Origin of the sequence: Pseudomonas sp., from assembly GCF_050739655.1 — a bacterium.
GTDB lineage: Bacteria > Pseudomonadota > Gammaproteobacteria > Pseudomonadales > Pseudomonadaceae > Aquipseudomonas.
On sequence record NZ_JBOIBY010000614.1, the window covers coordinates 1 to 5,577 of the forward strand.

Genomic DNA, 5,577 nt, shown 5'->3' on the forward strand with positions numbered 1-5,577 from the left:
CGCTCGGCCTGTTGAGTGGTGGGGGTGTACGCAGAACAACTGTAGGAGCCGGCTTGTTGGCGATGGCGGCTTCGAATTCGCCATCGCCAGCAAGCCGGCTCCTACGGATTTGTGTCGTACCCACGAGCTATTTGCACATGCAACACCTGGGGGAGCTGGCTTGCCGGCGATGGCGTCCTCACTACCGCCATCGCCAACAAAGCCGGCTCCTACGGATTTGTGTTGTACCTACGATCTATTTGCACATGCAAAACCTGTGGGAGCTGGCTTGCCAGCGATGGACGTGAACGATGACGCTGGCTGCCTGAATAAACGCGTTGCCTGGACGTTTTTCGCGGGCAAGCACCGCTCCTACAGGAGAAGCCGGTTCTGGCCCTGGCCCTGGCCGTTGCTTTTGCTTTTGCTTTTGATCTTGATCTGCGCCGTCGGATGGACACCGGAGCGAGGGGATGCCGAGCCTAAGCGAGGCACCGGACGTCAGGTGATTAAAGCGCTTGGTTACTTGGCGCTTTTCCAAGTAACCCGCCGTAAGGGCGGACCATAAGCCGCCGTTACCGAAGAAACGGATATGTACTCAATCAAAAAATCCCGGCCAACTCCCGAACCTCAACCAACTGACCCAACCGACTGCGCGTACGCGCCAGATCAATGGCATCCCCATCCAGGCTTTCACGCAAAGAACATTGCCCAAGCAGAATCAGATGCTTGTCCTGATCGTACAAAACGTCCACCAGATTGATGAAGCGCTGCTGGGCGGCGATGGAGCAGTCAGCCAGGTTAGGCAATTGATCGATGATCCAGTGATCGAAGCGCCGGCACAGTTCCAGGTAATCCATGACCGCCGTAGGTTGGTCGCACAGATCGCCGAAGTTAAAGCCTACGACACGCCCTTCACAGTAGCGGGCGGGCAGGTGACGTGTGCCGACGGGTAGGGCGATGGCCGGCGCATTGGCCTCGGGCAGATTGGCCGCCTGACGCTGCGCATCGGTGGCGGGCCAGACATATTGGCCTTGGGTAAACAGTTGCTGCGCGTGGTTTCTGGCCTGGCTGCGGTAGTCATGTGGCCCACCGACTTCCATGACCTGCATGCGCGCGTTGATCAGATCGATCACCGGTTTGAATCGCGCGTGGTAAAGCGGGTTGGGCAGCAGGCCTTCCGGGGCGTAGTTCGAGGTGACCAGCAACAGGATGCCTCGACGAAACAGCGCCTTGAACAACCGCGTTATCAACATCGCGTCGCCGATGTCGTGCACGTGAAACTCATCGAAGCACAGCACCCGGCAGTCGCTGAGCAGTTCATCGAGGGTGGTGGCCAGCGCGTCCGGTTGATCGCGATGGTTGTGCATCCCATGGTGCAGCCGGGCAAAAAACTCGTGGAAGTGCAGGCGTTGCTTCTGTGCAAGAGGAATGGCCTGGAAAAAGCCGTCGAGCAGCCAGCTTTTGCCACGGCCCACGGCGCCATGCAGATAAAGACCGGGAAGCGTCTTGGCACCGGCACCGAGCAATGAGGTGGCGTGCTGGGCCATGCAGCCGATCACCCGTTGCTGGCTATGGCTGAGGGTGTAGCCCTGGGCGAGCGCCTTGTGGTGAAAGTAGTCGTGGATGACCCGATCGCCCGTCGAGCCGCTGGCGAGCGCAGTCGATGCCTTGCCGAAGAGACGGCGCAACGATGGCCAGCGCGGTGTGAGGCGCGAATGCTTGGTCGGTCGAACGGCCACTGTGATGTCATCCCGTAAATTTCTGGCAGGCTCCCCGAGCTGCGGCGGCATAGTTTAACCAAAGGGGCATTTTTGCTTCCAGTTGTGTCGAGGAAATGTGGCTGCAATTGGACAAAATGTTGCTGTATGTACAGGTTCCATCAGCGTCTCTATCTGGCGTTGCTCAAAAAGATCAATGGAAGCCACTGATCGCGGTCGAATTTCACGGTTCCGGTGGACGTGCCGATGAGCGACTACAGTAATTGGTTCAGGGGATTAGCCGTTACATGAGCGCCTTGAAAAAGAGCACGTACATCCAATTTCTTCGTCCACGGCTGCGGCACTATCCCAACTGCTCCCGGCGTTTCAATGCCGGGGATTAGCGTTTGTTTTTTGCCCCTCATGTTGTCTTGCCGGAGTGCTTCGTCATGTCTGAATCCCTTTCACTCGACACACCGTCGCGGGGCTTCGAAGAAGTCGTGACGTTGATCGTCAAGCACCGGGTCAAGGCCGGCTTTGAAGCGCCTTATGAAGCCTGGCTGCGCAATATCGTCAAGGTGGCGGGGCAGAGCGTGGGGCATTTGGGCGTGGACGTGGTGCGCGGCAAGCACGCTGGCCTGGACACGTACACCTGCGTGCTGCGCTTTTGTTCCACCGAGGCCATGCAGCGCTGGCTCGACTCACCGCAACGCCAGACGCTGGTCGACGAAGCCACGCCCATGCTGGCCGACGGCGATCAGACCGAGGTCAATCCGGTCAACGAATTCTGGTTCACGGCACCGTCCGATGCCGCCTCGCCGCCACCTCGCTGGAAGCAGGCCGTGGTCACGTTGCTGGTGATCCTGCCGCACACCTTGCTGGTGCCGCTGCTCTGGGGACCGCTGCTGCGACTCAACACTTTCCTGTCCAGTTACGTGGTCGCCACGTTTCTGATCACCCTGACCATCGTGCTGTCCGTGGTGTACGTCTTCATGCCGCTGGCCACGCGTGTTTTTGCACCGTGGCTGGAAGCCGGCCAATCCCATTCCACTTCGTCTTAAGGAACCGTGATGAACGCCGATCTGATTCTGTTCAATGGTCAATTTCATACCGTCGACCGTGAAAAACCGCTCGCCAGCGCCGTAGCGATCAGCGAGGGCCGTTTTGTCGCGGTGGGCAGCGATGCCGAGGCCATGGCGTTGCGCGGATCGGGCACGCAAGTGATCGACCTCAAGGGCCGCTGCGTGATTCCCGGCCTCAACGACTCACACTTGCACCTGATCCGTGGCGGCTTGAACTACAACCTCGAATTGCGCTGGGAAGGTGTGCCGTCACTGGCTGATGCCCTGCGCATGCTTAAGGAGCAAGCCGATCGCACGCCGACGCCGCAGTGGGTGCGGGTGGTGGGGGGCTGGAACGAATTTCAGTTCGCTGAAAAACGCATGCCGACCCTTGAAGAACTCAATCAGGCCGCGCCCGACACACCGGTGTTTGTCCTGCACCTGTATGACCGCGCCTTGCTTAACCGTGCTGCGCTGCGCGTGGCGGGCTACACCCGCGATACGCCGAACCCGCCGGGCGGTGAAATTGTCCGCGATGCCAATGGCAACCCGACCGGCATGCTGGTGGCGCGACCCAACGCGATGATTCTCTACTCGACCCTGGCGAAGGGGCCGAAGTTGCCCCTGGAATATCAGGTCAACTCCACGCGCCAGTTCATGCGCGAGCTCAATCGCCTGGGCCTGACCAGCGCCATCGATGCTGGCGGCGGTTTCCAGAATTATCCGGACGATTATCAGGTGATCGAACAGTTGGCCAAGGACCAGCAACTGACCGTACGCATCGCCTACAACCTGTTCACCCAGAAGCCCAAGGAAGAGCTGACCGACTTCAAGAACTGGACCAACAGCGTGCAGTTGCATCAGGGCGACGATTACCTTCGTCACAACGGCGCCGGGGAAATGCTGGTGTTCTCGGCAGCGGACTTCGAGGACTTCCTCGAACCGCGCCCGGACCTGCCGCAAACCATGGAAGACGAGCTTGAGCCGGTGGTGCGGCACCTCGTCGAACAGCGCTGGCCGTTCCGTTTGCACGCCACCTACAACGAATCCATCAGCCGCATGCTCGACGTGTTCGAGAAGGTCAACCGCGACATTCCGTTCAACGGTTTGCCATGGTTCTTCGACCACGCCGAAACCATTACCCCGCAGAACATCGAACGGGTGAGGGCGTTGGGTGGCGGCATTGCGATCCAGGATCGCATGGCGTTTCAGGGCGAATACTTCGTCGAACGCTATGGCGCCAAGGCGGCCGAAGCCACGCCGCCGATCAGGCGCATGCTGGCCGAAGGCGTGCCGGTGGGCGCGGGCACCGACGCCACGCGGGTGTCGAGTTACAACCCGTGGACCTCGTTGTACTGGATGGTCAGCGGCCGCACCGTCGGTGGCATGGAACTGCATGCTGAAGGACTGTCACGCCAGACCGCGCTGGAACTGTTCACCCACGGCAGTGCCTGGTTCTCGTCGGAGCAGGGCAAGAAGGGCCAGATCAAGGTCGGGCAACTGGCGGATATCGCCGCCTTGAGTGCGGATTTTTTCAGCGTCGACGAAGAAGCGATCAAGTGGATTGAGTCGGTGTTGACGGTGGTCGGCGGCAAGGTGGTGTACGCCGCCGGTGACTTCGAAAAACTTGGCCCGGCGAGCGTTCCGGTGCTTCCGGACTGGTCGCCGGTGGTGAAAGTGCCTGGCCACTGGCGGCCGAATTCGCCGCTGCAAGCACAGGTCCATCAGTGCAGTGGTCCGTGCGCGGTGCATACCCACAGCCATGAACGGGCGCGCCTGTCGAATGCGCCAGTAAGTGATTTCGCCGGATTCTGGGGCGCCTTTGGCTGCTCGTGTTTTGCCTTCTGATTCATAAAAAAGCGCCGGTCCCTGAGGCCGGCGCTGCAAGCAACATTCATCCACCTAGGAGTTACTTATGAGCAACGTTCCATACAAGCGCCTGAACAAAGACGATGCCGTTGTGCTGCTGGTCGACCACCAGACCGGCCTGATCTCGCTGGTACAGGATTTCTCGCCAAACGAATTCAAGAACAACGTGCTGGCCTTGGGTGATATCGCCAAGTTCTTCAACCTGCCAACGGTGCTGACCACCAGCTTCGACCAGGGTCCAAACGGCCCGATCGTGCCGGAACTCAAGGCGCAGTTCCCTGACGCTCCGTTCATTGCTCGCCCGGGCCAGATCAACGCCTGGGACAACGAAGATTTCGTCAAGGCTGTGAAGGCCACCGGTCGCAAGCAACTGATCATCGCCGGTGTCGTGACGGATGTCTGCGTGGCGTTCCCGACCTTGTCGGCGCTGGCTGAAGGTTTTGATGTGTTTGTGGTGACTGATGCTTCCGGCACCTTCAACACTACCGTGCAACAAGCGGCCTGGGCGCGTATGTCGGCGGCGGGTGCTCAGCTGCTGAACTGGTTCTCGGTGGCTTGCGAGCTGCAAGGTGACTGGCGCAATGACATGGAAGGCCTGGCCAATCTGCTGTCGGAGCGTATTCCTAACTACCGTAATTTGATTAACAGCTACACCACGTTTACTGCCAAGTAAGCTTTTGGTTCGACGTTAGTAAAAATGCCCGCCTTGTTGCGGGCATTTTTTTGGCGGCCTTAGAGCCGACCGCGATTTTTGATTGTGTACATATCCGTTGCTGCGGTAATGGCGGCTTATGGTTTCGCTTTTACAGCGAGTCCCTTTTGGCAAACGCCCCAAAAGGAACCAAAAGGTCTCGCCCCTTTCGTACGGCCCCTCGCTAAAGCTCGGGGTTCCTTCGCTCCGGCATTCATCCGGGGGCATCGCCCTCCGGTTGGCTTCGCTGGCACCTACATGCGATGAGTTCGACTGCGTC

The 5,577-nt window shown here is 59.4% G+C and carries 4 protein-coding genes; 3 read left to right on the forward strand and 1 reads right to left on the reverse strand.

Annotated features, from left to right (window positions below; genetic code table 11):
• Positions 1-578: 578 nt before the first annotated feature.
• Entirely contained in the window at positions 579-1,718 is a 1,140-nt protein-coding gene (gene zapE, locus ACRESJ_RS29340; RefSeq protein WP_431761004.1) for a cell division protein ZapE, read from the reverse strand.
• 407 nt (positions 1,719-2,125) lie between these two features.
• On the opposite strand from zapE, the gene ACRESJ_RS29345 reads away from it, so the two are divergent.
• The 3 genes from ACRESJ_RS29345 (at position 2,126) to ycaC (ending at position 5,279) form a co-directional block, all read left to right on the forward strand.
• A complete protein-coding gene (locus ACRESJ_RS29345) occupies positions 2,126-2,737 on the forward strand; it encodes an antibiotic biosynthesis monooxygenase (protein WP_431761005.1) in 612 nt (203 codons plus the stop codon).
• Positions 2,738-2,746: 9 nt separating this feature from the next.
• Positions 2,747-4,585 carry an amidohydrolase gene (locus ACRESJ_RS29350; protein WP_431761006.1) on the forward strand — a complete coding sequence of 613 codons (1,839 nt, stop codon included), beginning with the start codon at positions 2,747-2,749 and terminating at the stop codon, positions 4,583-4,585.
• A gap of 67 nt (positions 4,586-4,652) precedes the next feature.
• Positions 4,653-5,279 carry an isochorismate family cysteine hydrolase YcaC gene (gene ycaC, locus ACRESJ_RS29355; protein WP_431761007.1) on the forward strand — a complete coding sequence of 209 codons (627 nt, stop codon included), beginning with the start codon at positions 4,653-4,655 and terminating at the stop codon, positions 5,277-5,279.
• The last annotated feature ends 298 nt before the right edge of the window (positions 5,280-5,577 follow it).